The organism is Pseudoalteromonas sp. P1-9, assembly GCF_001399975.1.
Lineage (GTDB): Bacteria > Pseudomonadota > Gammaproteobacteria > Enterobacterales > Alteromonadaceae > Pseudoalteromonas.
Genome location: NZ_LKBD01000124.1, coordinates 1 through 658 on the forward strand (window position 1 = coordinate 1; position 658 = coordinate 658).

Consider the following 658-nt stretch of genomic DNA (forward strand, 5'->3'; position numbering starts at 1 on the left):
AAGGTGTAAACGATTCAATTCATTGCTTAAATTAATGCGCACCAATGGGGTGTCTAATCAAGGCCAAATAGCTTATTACTTCGACAACACTTACCTGTCACATTCAGCTTTTGCTGACTTAAACACAAATAACGCGTGGTTGTTCATGTTTATCTAGTTAGGTGTAAAGCTCACCCCATTGTGCGACTTAGCTTTTTAAAAAACGTTCATCATCGAATACCGTTTTGTTCTTCAACATAAAATAAACACAGCGTCCTAATTTATGAGCGAGTACTGAGAGTGCCTTGGCTTTGCTTATACGTTTTTGTAATTTGTTTAAGTAGCGTCGAGCTTTGTCGTTGCCACGTAAATAAAGTACTGCAGCTTCACTGAATGCCCACTTTAAGTGGCCATTGCCAATTTTATTGCCGCTGGTGCCATAGGTTTTACCTGCAGATTCCGCTTTGCACTTAACGAGCCGACAATAAGACGCGAACGTTTGTACAGACTCAAAGCGGTTTATATCACCAATTTCATACAAAATAGTCATCGCTAAAATAAGCCCAACACCCGGTATGGTATGTAGTTGTGCGTAATAGTTTGGTTGATGCTTTTTAGCTTTGCTTTCTAAATAATATTCCAGCTTTTTAAGCTCTTCTGCGTAGGCATCGAGAATGGC

1 protein-coding gene is annotated in these 658 nt (G+C 39.7%); it reads right to left on the reverse strand.

Going from position 1 to position 658, the window contains the following annotated elements:
- Window positions 1-187: 187 nt before the first annotated feature.
- Window positions 188-658: transposase (locus AN214_RS21835; RefSeq protein WP_152960852.1), on the reverse strand; the 471-nt coding region annotated here is incomplete at its 5' end.